Source organism: Bacillus cereus group sp. Sample62, assembly GCF_036851315.1.
GTDB classification, from domain to species: domain Bacteria; phylum Bacillota; class Bacilli; order Bacillales; family Bacillaceae_G; genus Bacillus_A; species Bacillus_A wiedmannii.
This window is the reverse complement of sequence record NZ_JAFLPK010000001.1, coordinates 3885867-3902637: the sequence shown is the minus strand read 5'-3', so window position 1 is coordinate 3902637 and position 16771 is coordinate 3885867. Positions and strand designations below refer to the sequence as shown.

The window sequence follows — 16771 nt, the reverse complement described above, 5'->3', positions numbered from 1 at the left end:
ATGTATACATTAAAAATCGTTTCAGACAGAGAAGCTCTTTATCAATTTGCAAGTTATGTAAGAGTTGTGCAAGGGGTGGAAGATGTATATGTAGAGGTGGGAGAACCTTTATATGAACATCCATTAATGAAGTTTTATGTACATATTAAGCTGGGGGAAACATATGAGCAACATAAAGCGTTACAAGAAATAGCAAGATTAGTAGAATTAGGGCGTTTTACATACGTTCATTATCGTAATGATGAAATTGAAGAAGCTTTTGAAGCTGTGAAATATGAAAGTTTTAAGAAATAAAAATGGAAAAAAGGAAGCGAAAGCTTCCTTTTTTTTCTTGGAAATTACATCAACAAAAGGAGAAAAATTTTGTTATGATAAGGGAGGGTGAGGAAAGGAGAGTTTACATATTGGGGTATATTGAAGAGTTACGCAAAGTCGTTGGGACAAGACCACTTATTCTTGTTGGATCAGCAATAATTATACTAAATGATAATCAAGAAGTATTGCTTCAATATCGTTCAGATACATATGATTGGGGTGTACCTGGCGGCGCGATGGAACTAGGAGAAACGACGGAAGAAACTGCTCGCCGAGAATTATTCGAGGAGACGGGATTAACTGCAAAAATCATGCAATTTCTAGGTGTCTTATCAGGAAAGGAAGTATACTTCTGTTATCCTAATGGGGATGAAATTTTTAATGTTATTCATCTGTATCAGGGGCATAATGTGAGTGGAGAATTAAGGCTTGATCATGAGGGATTGAAGCTTCAATATTTTCCGGTAGATAAGTTACCAAAATTGAATGAAACGACAGAGAAAATTTTACAAAAATTTTTATATGCATTAACAGAATAGAAGGTTAATTCCTTCTATTTTTATTATATTAAATATTTTGATTTTTTAGTATGTTTATAGTATGATAGATGTAGACATACATCTTATGGAATTTCACCTAAAAACTTACTAGGGTACATAAGAGAGGGGCAAGTGCAAAATGCATAATGTTGTTATTACAGCTGCAGTTCGTTCGCCAATTGGAACTTTTGGAGGAGCGCTAAAAAATGTAACGCCAGTAGAATTAGCGGTTCCTGTACTTCAGGAAGCTGTAAAACGAGGCGGGGTAGAACCACACGAAGTTGATGAAGTAATTTTAGGTCATTGTATTCAAAGAACTGATGAAGCAAATACTGCAAGAACAGCTGCATTAGCGGCAGGATTTCCTGACACAGTTACGGGTTATACAATCCAACGCCAATGTTCTTCAGGTATGCAAGCAATTATGTCAGCTGCAATGCAAATTCAATTAGGTGTAAGTGATGTTGTAATTGCAGGTGGAGTAGAAGCAATGAGTTCAAGCCCTTATGCATTAAAACAGCACCGCTGGGGACAACGTCTACAGCACGGAGAAATTCGTGATACGGTGTGGGAAGTACTAGAAGATCCGATTCACCATATTATGATGGGTGAAACGGCTGAAAATTTAGTTGACCAATATGAAATTACAAGAGAGGAACAAGATGAAGTTGCGCTTCGTAGTCATACATTGGCACTGCAAGCAATCGAGTCTGGATATTTTGACGAGCAAATTGTTCCTATTACGATAAAAGAACGTAGAAAAGAAATAGTATTTTCGAAGGATGAACATCCACGTGCAGATATTACAGCGGAAAAATTAGCAGGATTAAAACCAGCTTTCCGTAAAGATGGATCTGTAACGGCAGGGAATGCATCTGGCCTTAATGATGGAAGTGCGGTTCTAGTATTAATGAGCGAAGAAAAAGCGAAAGAAAAAGGCTTACAGCCGTTAGCTAGAATTGTTGGATATTCAGTAGCTGGGGTAGATCCGAAAATTATGGGTATTGGACCAGCACCAGCAATTCGTAAAGGACTAGAAAAAGTAGATTGGTCATTAGAAGATGCTGATTTACTGGAAATTAATGAAGCTTTCGCGGCTCAATACCTAGCTGTAGAGAAAGAATTAGGTTTAGACCGTGAAAAAGTGAATGTAAACGGTAGCGGTGTAGGACTTGGACATCCAATCGGTTGTACAGGAGCTCGTATTACGGTAAGTTTAATTCATGAATTGAAGAGACGCGGTTTAGAAAAAGGAATTGCCTCTCTATGCGTCGGTGGCGGTATTGGGGTAGCATTATTTATAGAAGCACTATAAAAAAGAAGCAGCAATCGCTGCTTCTTTTTTATTAAGAATCAAATAAATGATGAAATAATCGATCACGATTTTCAAAGAAAAGTTTTGTCGTTTGGTAATGCTCGGTTTCTTCTAATGTGGATTCATGAATCCCTTCTTGTGTTAAAGAATATATAGTGGATTCAGGATAAGCCATTAAAATAGGAGAGTGCGTCGCGATAACGAATTGTGAACCTTGTTCCGCTAGTTCGTGCATTCGAATAAGCATGGAAAGTTGCCTCATTGGTGATAGAGCGGCCTCAGGCTCATCTAAAATGTATAAACCTTGTCCTGAAAAACGATTCATAAATAAGGAAAAGAATGATTCGCCGTGTGATTGTTTGTGTAGTGAGATACCACCATATGAGTCAATAACTGGATTACCGCGTGCTTCTAGATCAGCATCCATCTCATCAATATAAGAAGCAACGTTATAAAATGATTCAGCGCGAAGAAAGAAACCGTCGTTTGGTGTATTGAAACTTTTAGAAATTCGAAGGTATTCATGTAAAGATGAATGTGAATCGTTTGTACTAAAGCGGAAATTCTTCGTTCCACCTTCTGCATTAAATCCTAAAGCGATTGCAATTGCTTCGAGTAATGTTGATTTTCCCGTTCCGTTTTCTCCAATAATGAATGTTACATTTGGGTGGAAGGCAAGTGATTGTAAAGTTCGGATAGCGGGTAGACAGTAAGGATATGCGGAAAAACTAGAGATATTTTCTTTTTTTAATGTGACATTTTTTAAAAAGGGTACGTCAATCAATATATAAACCTCAATTCATAACGGATTTTGATTGTAAAAAACAGTAAATACAAGTGTTAATGAAACGTGAACCTCTCCTTATTTTCTGAATATTTCATGTGGATTATAACATGTAAACTATCATATTCCAATGTGAAAATAAATATTGCATCAAGATCAATTCTCTCGTTATGATAGATGGTATTCTATTGAAGATATGAAAAGGAGTTCAAACATGCCGTTTACATTTGCGCATCCAGCAGCAATTCTTCCTTTGGTGAAAAAGCGTTCTCAATATATTTCAGTAACGGCTCTTATATTAGGGAGTATGGCGCCTGATTTTGAATATTTTTTATACTTTAGACCGTATGGTGTTATTGGCCATACATGGCTTGGGTTCTTATATTTAAATTTACCGCTTGTATTTCTACTCGCATACATATATCATTACATTTTAAAAAAGCCGTTTATAATACATTTACCTAAACCGTTTGCTGGCTATTTTGCATATGCAGTAGATGAGAGGTGGGGGCTTCATACATGGAAGGATTTCTTTGTATTTTGCTATTCTGCTTTATTTGGTATGCTCACGCATGTCGTTTGGGATGCATTTACTCATAATACAGGCTATTTTGTTACGAAGATACTATTGTTACAAAGAGGATTACATAGTATTCCAGTGTATAAATATATGCAACATGGGAGTACATGTGTTGGTTTCTTGTTACTATTATACGTACTATGGAAGTATAAAGATGAAACAGGGAAAGATATTATGATAGCTTCAGAAAAAAGGAAGTATTGGGTTTCGGCAATAATTGTCGCAGCTCTTATATTTATCGTTCACGCGTTCGTAGATCCCTATTTTCATATTTTCCAAATAGGAGGTATAATAGTATCTGGACTGACAAGTTCGTTTTGTGGACTTCTCATTGTTTCTATAGTTTACAAAGCAAAGGACTAATTTATATTAATGAATGATAGTGTTAGGAGAAATTATATGATGAAAGCATGGAAAAGTATTTTTGTTTTATGTAGTTTTCTTCTTATGTTAAGTGGTTGCTTCCATCAAGAAGAAAAGAAAGCTGAACCGAAGAAGAAAGAATCTATTCCTGAAACAAAAGAATATGGTGGGCGTGAGCTGAAAAAAGTAGGACAAAAAGTGAAAGAAACAGGGTGGGGTACTTTTAAGTTAGACCAGATTCAATCTGTGAATCAAACATTTGAAGTAGCACCAATGAAAATTCACATACAAGATGTGAAAGTAATCTCTTTATCGCAGATGAGTAAAGATGCAAAAAATACATTAAAAGTATATACGGCATTAACTCCTGAAGAAGTAAAGCGTAGATTAGGAGATAAAGTAAGTCAAGAAGATGCGGAGTTATATGCATCGATCAGTGGTACAGAGATTAGTGATACGATTCGTTACGTTGAAATTACATATAAGGTGGAAAATACCGGGAATAAAAATATGCAATTTTTCTCTATGAATGATGTTACGATTAATGATAAGCAACACTTTAAAGTAGCAACTCAAAACTTTTTATATGATGAAGATACGCTCGTTGGTACAAAAAATGTATCAAGAGAAGACTATAAGCCTGGTGAAACAAGAGATGGTATTATCGGCTTAATACTTGATGATGGAAAAGAAAAGGTAAAGAATATTAAGTTTACAACAGATAATGTAGTTGCAGCAGATGCAGAAACGCAAGATGTTGTAAAAGAGGCACAAACTTTTAATATCTCACTTTCTGAGTAGGGGATTTTTAAAAACATATAAGAAAAAACAGTCAGCGCTAAAAATATTATGCTGACTGTTTTTTCTGTTCTTTTATGTATGAATCTACATTTTGAAAAGGTACCTTAATTTTAAACGCATCTTTTTGTTCATTAAATTGCTTTTCATTATAAGGGCCAAAACGTTTATTATGCTTTACGTCAATAATCCAATAATGCTCACTTTTTTTATTTGCAATTGCTCCGTCAGGGTTATTCGGATCTGACTTTTCCTCAATTTGTTTTGCAATAATGTATTTATCATCCCAAGCAATGTCTGTAATTTTTGCAGGAATGTATTGTGTGGCATATACAGCATCTTGCGATGGGAAAAGTTCAAATGCATTTCCAGAAGTACGTATGAGTTCGTATTCATCGTTAATCGTATAAGTTATATGATTTGTATTTCCAGCACAACCGGCTAATAGGAATGCGACGAATAGGATTATCCATTTTTTCAATATGGGAACCTCCTTTACAATGCTGTTGTAACACATTGTACAAGAAAAGTAAGAGAAACGCTAGTTTACAATGTTTTTTAGAAGTGGTACGATGAGACGGGTAAAGAAGGATATGAAGGAGTCGACATAAAATGAAGTTAAAGATGCATCGTCCAGCGCTTGTAATGAATCGCATAGGTGCTTCCCTAATTGATATGTTTTTAATCTCGGTTATGTATGGTGCAGTAGTAGCTATTATGACCGGAAATTATAGTGCTATTTTTAATCGCTTTAATATTAGTTTTGGTGATTATAGATATGATCTCGCAGTAGTTTTTATATTAATGGCGATATATTTTATTTTGGTACCCTTTATTTGGAACGGTGTTACACTTGGTAAAAAGGTAACGAGAATAAAATTAATTTCATTGAAGAGTGAAAAGTTAACATTACAAACATTAATTATACGATTTTTTGTATTGTTATTACCGAACATATTGCTACTTGGACTTCCGATATTATGTAACGTATATATGATGTTATTCCGCAAAGATAATTGTGGTTTTCAAGATTTAATTACAAAAACAAAAGTGATAAGTCTTGTATAATAAAACAGAGACCTTTTTATGCATAAAATAAGAAGGTCTTTTTTTATCCCGCTTTAATGGGCAGTAAGACCCCCACCTCAAAATTCAGCGAAAGCAAAGAAGTTAGGTGGGGGATCAACTGCCCATAAAAGTCCGATTGGTTCAACTAATAATCAGTGGGGGATGAAGAAAACCCCCACTGATTAAAGTTTCACTTTATTATACAAATATATTTTAAAGGATATATAATAAGAAAAAGTTAATCCATATCATTTTTGATTTTAATAGATTGAAAATTAAGAAAATGTTATAATAATTAAAATAATATCTTTATATAATAAGGGGGAAATTGAAATGACTGGAGGTAGCGTAATCTTTTGGGGGATTTTAATTTTCATCGGTTTAGTTTTCGATCAGCGTAATAGTAAGAAAAAAGAAGAAGTGAAAAAGTAATCGTTTACAAATGAATGAGCAACTTTTCTTGCTTGCAGACTAATCTCATAAAGGAGTATACTGAATGACGGTAAGACTTATAGAAGGGGTAATGAAAATGAAGCTTGCAGGAAAAGTTGCTATCGTAACTGGCGGTGGCATCGGTATTGGACGTAATACAGCTCTTTTGTTGGCTAAACAAGGCGCAAAAGTAATTGTGACGGACATTGATCAAGAAAGTGGACAAGCAACAGTGGAGGAAATTACGAATCTAGGCGGAGAAGCACTTTTTGTATTCTATGATATGGGAAAGCAAGGAGATTGGCAACGCGTTATCAGTATTACTTTGAATGCATTTAGTCGCATTGATATGCTTTTTCAAAATGCTGGTTTATATAAAATAGATTCTATTTTTTCTCGCCAACAAGAGAACGATTCCAATGTACTTTGTATTAATGACGTTTGGATAGAGATAAAACAATTAACGTCATCTTTTATGAAACAGCAAGAAGAAGTGGTACTGAGTGACTTACCGATTTCCGGTATCATTGGCACGAAAGGACAATCATTTCATACAGTAGAAGCCCTCGTATAATAATGAAAACCGCCCTCAAACTATGTGGACGGTTTTTTTGTATGTTATATAGGAAAAAAATTTAACGAATACGTTGTTCAGTTTGACTGTCAAAGAAATGCGCTTTATTCATATCAAATGCTAGTTTAATTTGGTCACCAGGTGAAAATGTATGTCTTGCATCAACACGTGCTGCAAAATCTTGATCTCCGAGTTTCATATATAAAATAGATTCAGCACCTAGTAACTCAGCAACTTCGATTTTTGTTGTGAAGGCAGTAGATTGTGAAGCTTCTAAGAATAATAGTTCATCATGAATGTCTTCAGGACGAATACCTAAAACAATTTCCTTATTTACATAGCCTTGATCACGTAACATCTTCATTTTTCCTTCAGTTACTTTGACTTTTAATGAATTATCTATAACGAAATCGGTTTCAGTTAATTTACCACGGAAGAAATTCATCGCCGGTGAGCCAATAAATCCACCAACGAAAATATTTTCAGGTGTTTCATATACTTCTTTTGGAGTTCCAATTTGTTGAATCTTTCCGTCTTTCATAACAACGAGACGTGAAGCCATTGTCATTGCTTCTGTTTGATCATGTGTTACGTAAATTGTTGTCGTTCCAAGACGGTGATGTAATTTAGAAATTTCTGAGCGCATTGCAACACGTAATTTAGCGTCTAAGTTGGATAAAGGCTCATCCATTAAGAACACTTTCGCGTCTCGAACGATTGCTCTACCTAACGCAACACGTTGACGTTGTCCACCAGATAACGCTTTCGGTTTTCTATCTAAATATTGTTCCAGTCCTAAAATTTTTGCTGCATCTGTCACACGACGGTCGATTTCATCTTTTGGTATTTTTCTAAGTTTTAATCCAAATGCCATATTATCATACACACTCATATGTGGATATAAAGCATAGTTTTGGAAGACCATTGCGATATCGCGATCTTTTGGAGGGACATCATTCATTAGCTTACCATCAATTGAAAACGCTCCTTTTGAAATATCTTCAAGTCCAGCGACCATTCGTAATGTTGTAGATTTTCCGCATCCAGAAGGACCGACAAATACGATAAATTCTTTATCTTGAATGTGTAAATTAAAATCTGTTACAGCTGTTACGTTATTATCATATATTTTATAAATGTTTTCTAATTTCAATTCTGCCATGGTATTGCCCCCTAGAAAATATTATGCAAACGTTTTCTTTGAGTTCATTATAAACTAATAGATTCAAAAAATAAACAAAAAAATAAAACGTTTTCATTTATTAGAGTAATACTAGTAATTTTCGTATGTTTTCCTAGAAAAATAAGAATAAAAGTTGTAAGCGCTATTTTAAATTAAGATAGAATCTGTTATCATTCATTAATGAAAACGTTTGCGCCTTAAGGGAAATAGAAAATCGAATTATTAATGAAATGGGGTAGCATAATGGAAAAACAGTGGTGGAAAGAAAGTGTAGTATATCAAATTTACCCTCGTAGCTTTATGGATAGTAACGGTGATGGTATTGGGGATCTTCGCGGTATTATTTCAAAGCTAGATTACTTAAAAGAATTAGGGATTGATGTCATTTGGTTATCGCCAGTCTATGAATCTCCAAATGATGATAATGGTTATGATATAAGTGATTATTGTAAAATTATGAATGAGTTCGGAACAATGGAAGATTGGGATGAGCTATTACATGAAATGCATGAACGTAATATGAAACTTATGATGGACTTAGTTGTTAACCATACTTCGGATGAACATAATTGGTTTATTGAATCACGTAAATCAAAAGATAATAAATATAGAGATTACTATATATGGCGTCCTGGAAAAGAAGGAAAAGAGCCGAACAATTGGGGAGCAGCTTTTAGTGGATCCGCATGGAAGTATGATGAAATGACAGATGAATATTATTTACATCTGTTTTCTAAAAAACAGCCGGATTTAAATTGGGATAATGAAAAGGTAAGACAAGATGTTTATGAAATGATGAAATTTTGGTTAGAAAAAGGAATTGATGGCTTCCGTATGGATGTTATTAATTTTATTTCTAAAGAAGAGGGATTACCAGTTGTTGAAACGGAAGAAGAGGGGTATGTTTCAGGTCATAAGCATTTTATGAACGGTCCAAACATTCATAAATATTTACATGAAATGAATGAAGAAGTATTGTCTCATTATGATATTATGACGGTTGGTGAAATGCCTGGTGTAACGACAGAAGAAGCGAAAATGTATACTGGGGAAGAACGAAAAGAACTGCAGATGGTATTCCAATTTGAACATATGGATTTAGATTCGGGAGAAGGCGGAAAATGGGATGTAAAACCATGTTCACTCCTTACTTTAAAAGAGAATTTAACGAAGTGGCAAAAAGCATTAGAGCATACAGGATGGAATAGCCTGTATTGGAATAACCATGATCAGCCACGCGTTGTATCTCGTTTTGGTAATGATGGAATGTATCGCATTGAATCTGCGAAGATGTTAGCGACGGTGCTTCATATGATGAAAGGAACACCATATATTTATCAAGGAGAAGAAATCGGAATGACGAACGTTCGATTTGAATCGATTGATGAATATCGAGATATTGAAACATTAAATATGTATAAGGAAAAAGTGATAGAGCACGGTGAAGATATAGATAAAGTAATGCAGTCTATTTATATAAAAGGCCGAGATAATGCTAGAACACCGATGCAGTGGGATGATAAGAATCATGCTGGATTCACAACAGGTGAACCTTGGATTACGGTAAACCCTAACTACAAAGAAATCAATGTGAAACAAGCGATCCAAAATAAAGATTCAATTTTTTATTACTATAAAAAATTAATTGAGTTACGTAAAAATAATGAAATAGTTGTGTATGGATCATATGATTTACTATTAGAGAATAATCCTTCTATTTTTGCATACGTAAGAACATATGGAGAAGAAAAACTTCTTGTTATTGCAAACTTTACGGCGGCAGAATGTGTATTTGAATTGCCTGAGGACATTAGTTATAGTGAATCAGAGTTATTAATACACAATTACGGCGTAGAGAATGGATCGATAGATAATATGACATTACGTCCATATGAAGCGATGGTATTTAAATTAAAATAAGAAAAATCCTTATGCCATACCTTGGCATAAGGATTTTTTATTACCATTTTAAGATTGAGAATCCATATGGAGGAAGTGTAACTTGTAATACACTTGCTTCTGCTGAAAATTCTTCGTTTGTATAAATGTTAATGATTTTCTTTCCAGTAACATGGAGAGGGAGTGAAGCAGTAACTTCGCTATTAGTCGGATTTAAAACGAAAAAGATAGTTTCATCTTCATATGTTTTCGTATAAGAAATATAATTATGTTCATCATTTGCTTCGATGAATTGGAAAGTACCATGTCCTCCAAATGCTTTATATTGCTTTCGTAATGAAATTAATGTTTGTATATGTGTAAATAATAGATGATCTTGTTCTTTCGTATCCCAAATCATACATTTGCGACAAGCTGGATCCATACCGCCGTCCATACCAATTTCGTCTCCATAATAAATACAAGGAGAGCCGATGAAAGAAAGATGGAATACATAAAGTAACTGTAACTTATTTTTATCTCCGTTACATGTTGTCAATATTCTTGGTGTATCATGGCTGTCTAATAAATGAAACGCTGATTCATTTACATTCATAGAGTAGGAATGGAGAGATTCTGTAATTTGTTTCATAAATTCATTTGCTTTAATGGAATCGTTGGCAAAGTAAGACAGTAGAGCATTTGTAACAGGATAGCTCATTACAGCATCAAATTGATCTCCTTGTAGCCATGGAAGTGCATCGTGCCAAATTTCTCCTAAAATATATACTTCAGGATTTAATGCTTTTATCTCGCTTCGGAATTCTCTCCAAAAGCTGTGGTCGACTTCATTTGCTACATCAAGGCGCCAACCGTCTATATTAAATTCTCTTACCCAATAACGCCCAACTTCAAGTAAGTATTCTTTTACATCTGGGTGTGCTGTATTTAATTTAGGCATATACGGTGTAAACGCGAAAGTATCATAATTCGGAAGTGGCTCAGTTATAATTGGAAATTCATGAATATGGAACCACTCTTTATAAGCAGACTTCTCGCCGTTTTCTAGTACGTCTTGGAATTTATCGAAAAAGTATCCACTATGATTAAACACGGCATCGAGCATTACTTTTATACCGTGTGTATGACATGCTTGAACGAGTTCTTTGAACGTTTCTTTCGTCCCGAATTGTGGGTCGATTTCCATGTAGTCAATTGTGTCATATTTATGGTTGGAATGTGCTTTGAAAATAGGTGTGAAGTATATTCCCGAAATTCCAAGCTTAACAAGGTAATCGAGGTTTTGAATAATACCAGCAAAATCTCCGCCGAAAAAATTAGTTGGAGTTGGCTCAGCGCTTCCCCAAGGAAGAGTGTTTTCTGGATTTAGTGCACGATCTCCATTAGCGAACCGTTCTGGGAAAATTTGATACCAAACGGTGTCTTTAATCCAAGAAGGTGCTTTGAATACATCATTTGCATGAATAAATGGCAAACAGAAAAAGTTACCAACGTCATCATTTGGAATATTGGAAAAAAATCCCCGCTCTGCATAAATAAGCGTTTCTGTATCATTTTTTAATTCGAATCCATAACGTAAGCGCTTAAATTTTGGTTCGATAGAAATGGACCAATAATCAAACAATGCGGTAGAACCAGTTTTTTTCATCGGTGTATTTGATGTAATCCATTTCCCATCTTTCCAGTCATAAGGATCACCGTAAATAAGAGTGGCACTTTGAACATCTTCTCTTTTAGTACGTATTCGGATGTGAACCGTTTTTTCATCGTAAGCGTATGCGTAATTATCTTTTGGCCTATGATAAATGGCTTCTTTAAGCATATAGAAAATCCCCCTTTAATATCTCCGTGCATATTGTTCCCTTAAGTATAATAATAAAGTATATGTTGCAAACGATTGCTTTTTGCATATCTTTAATATTGCTTATAAGAGTAGTATTCATTTCATGTAAAGTCAATGTATAAGGAGTATAGTAATAATATTTTAAAATTAATATTTGCAAAATGAATAAAAGAATGTATAATGATAGACAAATAGCGCAAACGTTTTCATAGATTGAGATATTGTTTGCGCTTCTATTAAACAATTCAATGCAAACGTTTTCAATTAGTGAGGTACATATACAACTTAGGGAGGTTTTTGGGATGAAGAAAGCATTATCATTATTAACGATTTCAGCATTATCAATTGGTATGTTATCTGCATGTGGACCGAAAGATTCAGGGAAAAAAGAAGAAAGTAAAGCAAAGAAAGATTACGATCTTCTCGTTTGGGAAGATGATAAAAAAGGTGTTGCTTTAGAACCAGCAGTGAAAAGCTTTGAGGAAAAATATAAAGTAAAAGTAAAAGTTGTTGAAATGCAAATGACAGATCAAGTGAAGAAGTTACGCCTTGATGGACCAGCGGGGACTGGACCAGACGTTGTAACATTGCCACATGATCAAATCGGAAACGCAGTAACAGAAGGTTTACTTTCTGAAGTGAAAGCTGATGATGCTGTAAAGAGTAAATTTACTGAATCATCAATAGCGGCACAGACATATAACGGAAAATTATATGGTTTACCAAAAGCAATTGAGACACCAATCTTTATTTACAATAAAAAATTAATGCCAAAAGCACCAGAAACGATGGACGAGCTGTTTAACTTCTCAAAAGAATTTACGAAGGATGGCAAGTACGGATTTTTAACACTAGGAGATAACTTCTACTTTGCTAATGCATTTATGGCAGGTATGGGTGGTTATGTGTTTGGTGAAAAAGATGGAAAGCCAAATGCAAGTGATGTTGGATTAAATAATAGCGGAGCAGTACAAGGTGCGGAATACCTTCAAAAATGGTACAAAGAAAAGCTATTCCCGAAAGGTATTATCGGTGAATCTGGTGGACCAGCTGCTGATGGACTATTTAACGAAGGAAAAGCAGCATCTATCATGAACGGCCCATGGGCGTTCCAAGCAATGGAAAAGAACGGAATTGATTATGGTGTTGCTCCAATGCCGAAATTACCAAATGGTCAACCAATGAAAACGTTTGTTGGGGTTAAAGGATGGCATGTAACAAGTTTTTCTAAACAAAATGATTTAGCTACAAAGTTCACTGAATGGGTAACGAATGAAGAAAACGCAAAAATTCGATTTGAGAAAACAAAAGAAATTCCTCCAGTAAAAGCAGTAATGGAAGATTCAATTATTAAAGATAATGAAGCTGCAAAAGCAGTTGCAACACAATCTGAAAATGGAATTCCAATGCCAAACATTCCAGAAATGCAAGAAGTATGGAAACCAGCTGGAGATGCGCTTCAATTAGTTGTTACGGAAAAAGAGGCACCAAAAGCAGCACTTGACAATGCAGTGAAGCAAATAAAAGGTAATATTGAGGCAAATCATAGTAAGAAAAAATAAGGTGAAATTTGTGCCTCTCATATGAGGGGCACGAATTCTCTCCCAGAAAAAAGGGGGAAGGAACATGCAAACATCTATGGAACCAGCAAATGGTTTAAACGGTTCAAAGCATAGGAAAATGGCAACCATGTTATCTATCATTCCAGGCGTGGGCCAAATGTATAATAAGCAATTTGTAAAAGGTCTTATTTTTCTAGTATTAACAGGTTCATTTATTGTAGCCTTTGCTGATTTATTAAATATGGGATTATGGGGAATTGTAACGCTTGGTACAGAAGTTCCACGTGATCATTCTGTCTTTCTATTAGTAGAAGGAATCTTGGCACTCATTGTCATCGTGTTTGGACTCGGAATATATGCATTTAATTTATATGATGCATACCAAAACGGGAAGAAACGTGATATAGGAACACCTTTAAACTCTGTAAAAGAGCAATATCGTAATTTACTAGATCAAGGTTTTCCATATTTAATGGTTTCACCAGGTTTTCTATTACTTATCTTTGTAGTTGTATTTCCAATCATCTTCGTAATTTTAATTGGATTTACGAATTATGATTTATACCACTCTCCTCCAGCTAAATTAGTAGATTGGGTGGGCTTCAAAAACTTTATTGATATCTTTACATTACCGATGTGGAGAGAGACATTTTTAAGCGTATTTTCTTGGACTGTCATTTGGACATTCGTTGCAACGACATTACAAGTTGCGCTTGGTATTTTCTTAGCGATTATCGTGAATCAGCCTGGTATTAAAGGGAAGGCAATTATTCGAACAATCTTCATTTTACCGTGGGCGGTCCCAGCATTCGTATCTATTCTTGTTTTCTCTGGTATGTTTAATGAGACATTTGGAGCAATTAACAATCAAGTATTAGCTTTATTTGGAATTGAAAAGATTGCTTGGATGACAGATCCATTTTGGGCAAAAATCGCTTTAATTATGATTCAAACGTGGCTTGGATTCCCGTTCGTCTTTGCAATGACAACAGGTATACTGCAATCGATTCCGGGGGAGTTATATGAAGCTGCTACAGTAGATGGAGCTACAGCTTGGCAACAGTTTCGTAAAATTACATTGCCACTTGTTCTATATGCAACAGCACCAATATTAATTACGCAATATACATTTAACTTTAATAACTTTAGTATCATCTATCTATTTAACGGCGGAGGTCCTGCTGTAGCTGGACAAGACGCAGGTGGAACAGATATTTTAATTTCATGGATTTATAAGTTAACGATGACTTCAGCGCAGTACGGGAAAGCAGCAGCTCTTACAATGATATTATCGTTAATCGTTATTACAGTTGCGTTATGGCAATTTAAGAGAACAAAATCATTCCAAGAAGAGGATATGATGTAAATGAATATTAAAAAACAAAAGATGTTACGTCTCTCATTAAGTTATTTTGTTATTTTCGTAATGTGTGCCATCATTTTCTATCCATTATTATGGATTATTGGCTCATCGTTTAATCCAGGTGATAGTTTATCCGGATCAAGTATTATTCCACAAAATGCAACGTTAGATCATTATCGTAAGTTATTAGATTTAGAGAATAGTAATTATTTACTATGGTATAAAAACACGTTAAAAGTAAGTGTTATAACGATGATTTTCTCAGTGTTAGCAATTAGTTTTACTGCTTATGCATTTTCGAGATACCGTTTTGTTGGAAGGAAAAATGGTTTATTAACGTTTTTAATTCTGCAAATGATTCCGAACTTTGCGGCGCTAATCGCTCTATACGTATTAGCACAGTTAACAGGGTTAATCGATACGCACCTTGCATTAATTTTAATTTATGTAGGCGGGGCAATTCCAATGAATACATGGCTTATGAAAGGATATTTTGATACGATTCCGAAAGAATTGGATGAGTCAGCTCGTATGGATGGGGCAGGACATTTCCGTATTTTTTGGCAAATCATTATGCCACTTGCAAAGCCAATCGTAGCGGTTGTGGCATTATTCACTTTCATTGGTCCATTTACAGATTTCATTTTAGCGAGTGTTATTTTGCGCACACCAGAAAATTATACGTTAGCAGTTGGGTTATATGAAATGGTAGCGAAGAAATTTGGTAATGAATTTACAACGTTCGCAGCGGGTTCAGTATTGATTGCAATCCCGATTTCAATTTTATTCCTATCACTACAAAAATACTTTATCTCTGGTTTAACTGCTGGAGGTACGAAAGGATGAAAAATGGGACGTTACGTCCCATTTTTCTTTTCATCTCCCTATAAAAAATTTTATAGGGAGATGAAAAGAGATTTGACATCACATATGCAAAGAAGTGAAATAAATAGTATATTATAGTATAGGAAAAAAGAGCTATATCCCTTACAATACATGGAGAGGGAGAATATGATAGGTATTACAAAATAGAATCAATGAAAGTTTATGACTTCTCCTATTACTTGCAACGGGTGCAAGATTAAAATATATAACAAAATGACAGAGAAGTGAGAGGAGGGGGATTTTTATGACAGTTACAATTAAAGATGTGGCGAAGAAGGCAAATGTAGCACCATCTACCGTTTCTCGTGTAATTGCTGATAATCCAAGTATAAGTGAAAAAACAAAGCGTCGTGTTCGGAAAGTAATGAGTGAACTAGGGTATCATCCCAATTTAAACGCAAGAAATCTTGCTAACCAAACAACAAAAACACTTGGTCTTGTTATGCCAAGTTCTGCAAGTAAAGCTTTTCAAAATCCGTTTTTCCCAGAAGTTATAAGAGGGATTAGTTCATTTGCACATGTGGAAGGGTATGCGCTTTATATGTCGACAGGTGAAACGGAAGATGAAATTTTTAATGGTGTTGTAAAGATGGTACAGGGGCGCCAAATTGGTGGCATTATTCTTTTATATTCAAGAGAGAATGATCGGATTATTCAATATTTGCATAAACAAAATTTCCCGTTTGTTTTAATTGGGAAACCGTATGATCGAAAAGATGAAATTACATATGTAGATAATGACAATTATACAGCTGCAAGAGAAGTAGCAGAATATTTGATTTCATTAGGTCATAAACAAATCGCGTTCATCGGCGGTGGATCAGATTTACTTGTAACGAGAGATCGTTTGGCTGGTATGAGTGATGCTTTAAAATTAGCGGACATTGTATTACCAAAAGAGTATATTTTACATTTTGATTTTTCGAGGGAAAGTGGTCAACAAGCCGTTGAGGAGTTAATGGGACTACAGCAACCACCGACAGCAATTGTGGCAACGGATGATTTAATTGGACTTGGTGTGTTAAGTGCTCTTTCTAAAAAAGGATTCGTTGTACCAAAGGATGTTTCCATTATAAGCTTTAACAATGCTTTATTATCAGAAATTGCGAGTCCGCCCCTTTCGACAGTTGATGTGAATATTTATCAACTAGGATATGAGGCAGCAAAAGCTTTAGTGGATAAAGTAGAGAATGCGGAGTCTACTGCAAAGTGTATTATTATTCCTCATAAATTACTAAAGCGCCAAACTTGCGATCATTATGCATAAA

The 16771-nt window shown here is 34.9% G+C and carries 17 protein-coding genes; 13 read left to right on the top strand and 4 right to left on the bottom strand.

Annotation, left to right across the window (positions count from 1 at the left end; translation table 11 throughout):
- From J0835_RS19710 to J0835_RS19700, 3 genes are all read left to right on the top strand, one after another.
- The gene (locus tag J0835_RS19710; RefSeq protein WP_000288329.1) at window positions 1-294 is read left to right on the top strand and encodes a DUF3928 family protein; all 294 of its coding nucleotides are present in this window, start codon (window positions 1-3) and stop codon (window positions 292-294) included.
- A 110-nt stretch (window positions 295-404) separates the two neighbouring features.
- Window positions 405-854, top strand: coding sequence for an NUDIX hydrolase (locus tag J0835_RS19705; RefSeq protein ID WP_140386879.1), 450 nt, complete (start codon window positions 405-407; stop codon window positions 852-854).
- Between the two features lie 139 nt (window positions 855-993).
- Complete coding sequence (locus J0835_RS19700) at window positions 994-2169, top strand: acetyl-CoA C-acetyltransferase (RefSeq protein ID WP_000552069.1); 1176 nt, start codon at window positions 994-996, stop codon at window positions 2167-2169.
- Window positions 2170-2200: 31 nt separating this feature from the next.
- Here the strand turns inward: J0835_RS19700 and J0835_RS19695 are convergent, their stop codons facing one another.
- The gene (locus J0835_RS19695) at window positions 2201-2953 is read right to left on the bottom strand and encodes an AAA family ATPase (protein WP_087981753.1); all 753 of its coding nucleotides are present in this window, start codon (window positions 2951-2953) and stop codon (window positions 2201-2203) included.
- 214 nt (window positions 2954-3167) lie between these two features.
- Between J0835_RS19695 and J0835_RS19690 the strand changes: the two genes are divergently transcribed.
- Complete coding sequence (locus tag J0835_RS19690) at window positions 3168-3896, top strand: DUF4184 family protein (RefSeq protein WP_087981752.1); 729 nt, start codon at window positions 3168-3170, stop codon at window positions 3894-3896.
- 36 nt (window positions 3897-3932) lie between these two features.
- Window positions 3933-4697: a hypothetical protein gene (locus J0835_RS19685; protein WP_087981751.1), complete on the top strand. Its 765-nt coding sequence runs from the start codon at window positions 3933-3935 to the stop codon at window positions 4695-4697.
- Window positions 4698-4743: 46 nt separating this feature from the next.
- Here the strand turns inward: J0835_RS19685 and J0835_RS19680 are convergent, their stop codons facing one another.
- Window positions 4744-5175 carry a DUF3997 domain-containing protein gene (locus J0835_RS19680; RefSeq protein ID WP_000758774.1) on the bottom strand — a complete coding sequence of 144 codons (432 nt, stop codon included), beginning with the start codon at window positions 5173-5175 and terminating at the stop codon, window positions 4744-4746.
- 131 nt (window positions 5176-5306) lie between these two features.
- On the opposite strand from J0835_RS19680, the gene J0835_RS19675 reads away from it, so the two are divergent.
- The 3 genes from J0835_RS19675 (at window position 5307) to J0835_RS19665 (ending at window position 6768) form a co-directional block, all read left to right on the top strand.
- Window positions 5307-5762 carry an RDD family protein gene (locus J0835_RS19675; protein ID WP_087981750.1) on the top strand — a complete coding sequence of 152 codons (456 nt, stop codon included), beginning with the start codon at window positions 5307-5309 and terminating at the stop codon, window positions 5760-5762.
- A 333-nt stretch (window positions 5763-6095) separates the two neighbouring features.
- A complete protein-coding gene (locus J0835_RS19670; protein WP_087954423.1) occupies window positions 6096-6194 on the top strand; it encodes a flagellar motor protein in 99 nt (32 codons plus the stop codon).
- A 64-nt stretch (window positions 6195-6258) separates the two neighbouring features.
- On the top strand, window positions 6259-6768 hold the full coding sequence (locus tag J0835_RS19665) for an SDR family NAD(P)-dependent oxidoreductase (protein WP_087981749.1): 510 nt from the start codon (window positions 6259-6261) through the stop codon (window positions 6766-6768).
- A 61-nt stretch (window positions 6769-6829) separates the two neighbouring features.
- Here J0835_RS19665 and J0835_RS19660 read toward each other — a convergent pair whose 3' ends face one another.
- Entirely contained in the window at window positions 6830-7930 is a 1101-nt protein-coding gene (locus tag J0835_RS19660; RefSeq protein ID WP_087981748.1) for an ABC transporter ATP-binding protein, read from the bottom strand.
- 264 nt (window positions 7931-8194) lie between these two features.
- On the opposite strand from J0835_RS19660, the gene malL reads away from it, so the two are divergent.
- Window positions 8195-9871, top strand: coding sequence for an oligo-1,6-glucosidase (malL, locus tag J0835_RS19655; RefSeq protein WP_087981747.1), 1677 nt, complete (start codon window positions 8195-8197; stop codon window positions 9869-9871).
- Between the two features lie 40 nt (window positions 9872-9911).
- Here the strand turns inward: malL and J0835_RS19650 are convergent, their stop codons facing one another.
- The gene (locus J0835_RS19650) at window positions 9912-11672 is read right to left on the bottom strand and encodes an alpha-glycosidase (RefSeq protein WP_087981746.1); all 1761 of its coding nucleotides are present in this window, start codon (window positions 11670-11672) and stop codon (window positions 9912-9914) included.
- A 323-nt stretch (window positions 11673-11995) separates the two neighbouring features.
- Between J0835_RS19650 and J0835_RS19645 the strand changes: the two genes are divergently transcribed.
- The 4 genes from J0835_RS19645 (at window position 11996) to malR (ending at window position 16770) form a co-directional block, all read left to right on the top strand.
- Window positions 11996-13255: an extracellular solute-binding protein gene (locus tag J0835_RS19645; protein WP_087981745.1), complete on the top strand. Its 1260-nt coding sequence runs from the start codon at window positions 11996-11998 to the stop codon at window positions 13253-13255.
- Between the two features lie 64 nt (window positions 13256-13319).
- Window positions 13320-14621, top strand: coding sequence for a maltosaccharide ABC transporter permease MalC (gene malC, locus J0835_RS19640; protein WP_001194989.1), 1302 nt, complete (start codon window positions 13320-13322; stop codon window positions 14619-14621).
- Window positions 14622-15464, top strand: a complete 843-nt coding sequence (gene malD, locus J0835_RS19635; protein ID WP_064474923.1) for a maltosaccharide ABC transporter permease MalD — start codon at window positions 14622-14624, stop codon at window positions 15462-15464.
- Between the two features lie 283 nt (window positions 15465-15747).
- Complete coding sequence (gene malR / locus J0835_RS19630) at window positions 15748-16770, top strand: maltose operon transcriptional repressor MalR (RefSeq protein ID WP_000219036.1); 1023 nt, start codon at window positions 15748-15750, stop codon at window positions 16768-16770.
- The last annotated feature ends 1 nt before the right edge of the window (window position 16771 follow it).

Coding starts and splice junctions, on each gene's coding strand:
- malR (WP_000219036.1), top strand. CDS start 15,748: ATGACAGTTACAATTAAAGATGTGGCGAAGAAGGCAAATGTAGCACCA.
- J0835_RS19650 (WP_087981746.1), bottom strand. CDS start 11,672: ATGCTTAAAGAAGCCATTTATCATAGGCCAAAAGATAATTACGCATAC.
- J0835_RS19685 (WP_087981751.1), top strand. CDS start 3,933: ATGATGAAAGCATGGAAAAGTATTTTTGTTTTATGTAGTTTTCTTCTT.
- J0835_RS19675 (WP_087981750.1), top strand. CDS start 5,307: ATGAAGTTAAAGATGCATCGTCCAGCGCTTGTAATGAATCGCATAGGT.
- J0835_RS19710 (WP_000288329.1), top strand. CDS start 1: ATGTATACATTAAAAATCGTTTCAGACAGAGAAGCTCTTTATCAATTT.
- J0835_RS19690 (WP_087981752.1), top strand. CDS start 3,168: ATGCCGTTTACATTTGCGCATCCAGCAGCAATTCTTCCTTTGGTGAAA.
- J0835_RS19645 (WP_087981745.1), top strand. CDS start 11,996: ATGAAGAAAGCATTATCATTATTAACGATTTCAGCATTATCAATTGGT.
- malC (WP_001194989.1), top strand. CDS start 13,320: ATGCAAACATCTATGGAACCAGCAAATGGTTTAAACGGTTCAAAGCAT.
- J0835_RS19665 (WP_087981749.1), top strand. CDS start 6,259: ATGACGGTAAGACTTATAGAAGGGGTAATGAAAATGAAGCTTGCAGGA.
- malD (WP_064474923.1), top strand. CDS start 14,622: ATGAATATTAAAAAACAAAAGATGTTACGTCTCTCATTAAGTTATTTT.
- J0835_RS19660 (WP_087981748.1), bottom strand. CDS start 7,930: ATGGCAGAATTGAAATTAGAAAACATTTATAAAATATATGATAATAAC.
- J0835_RS19670 (WP_087954423.1), top strand. CDS start 6,096: ATGACTGGAGGTAGCGTAATCTTTTGGGGGATTTTAATTTTCATCGGT.
- malL (WP_087981747.1), top strand. CDS start 8,195: ATGGAAAAACAGTGGTGGAAAGAAAGTGTAGTATATCAAATTTACCCT.
- J0835_RS19700 (WP_000552069.1), top strand. CDS start 994: ATGCATAATGTTGTTATTACAGCTGCAGTTCGTTCGCCAATTGGAACT.